General features: G+C 64.4%; 1 rRNA gene. It reads left to right on the plus strand.

The annotated features are described in order from the left end of the window. Positions 1-956: ribosomal RNA gene (locus tag AAAX35_RS09600) — 23S ribosomal RNA — on the plus strand; the annotation flags it as partial.

Here is a 956-nt window from a genome sequence, read left to right on the forward strand (position 1 = left end):
AGAATCGGTAGGGGAGCTTCCCATGGGCGGAGAAGCCGGAGGGCGACCGACGGTGGAGCGCATGGGAGTGAGAATGCTGGCATGAGTAGCGAGAGACGAGAGAGTAACTCGTCCGCCGTGAACCCGAGGTTTCCTGGGCAAGGCTAATCCTCCCAGGGTCAGTCGGGGGCTAAGGCGAGGCCGGTAGGCGTAGCCGACGCGCAGCAGGCAGACATTCCTGCACCGCGCACGCGGCGCTACGACCGACGGGGCGACGGATGGGGGTGGCTCGGCGGGGTTCTGGACGTCCCCGTGATGGAGCGCGGCCCGCGGACCAGGGAAATCCGGTCCGCATCGAGGGCGAGGCTCCGGACGAAGCGACTGAGCGAAGCGAGTGAGCCCGAGGTCCCTAGAAAAACCCCTAGGCAGGCGCGTGCGCGCCCGTACCGCAAACCGACACAGGTGGGTGGGTAGAACATACCGAGGCGATCGGGTCAACCATGGTCAAGGAACTCGGCACAATGGCCCCGTAACTTCGGGAGAAGGGGTGCCCGCGCGTACGTGAACCGGCTCGCCCGGGGAGCGGAGGCGGGCCGCAGTGGAGAGGCCCAAGCGACTGTTTACCAAAAACACAGGACTCTGCAGAAGCCGCAAGGCGACGTATAGGGTCTGACGCCTGCCCGGTGCCGGAAGGTCACGCGGAGGGGTTAGCCGTCAAGGCGAGGCCCCGAAGCCAAGCCCCGGTAAACGGCGGCCGTAACTATAACGGTCCTAAGGTAGCGAAATTCCTTGTCGGGTAAGTTCCGACCTGCACGAAAGGCGCAACGACTTGGGCGCTGTCTCGACCATGGACCCGGTGAAATTGCACTGGTCGTGAAGATGCGACTTACCCGCGGAAGGACGGAAAGACCCCGTGAACCTTCACTGCAGCTTGGCATTGGCCGCTGGTCCCGCGTGTAGAGGATAGGCAGGAGGCA

It is taken from the genome of Collinsella sp. CLA-ER-H11 (genome assembly GCF_040092445.1).
GTDB lineage: Bacteria > Actinomycetota > Coriobacteriia > Coriobacteriales > Coriobacteriaceae > Collinsella.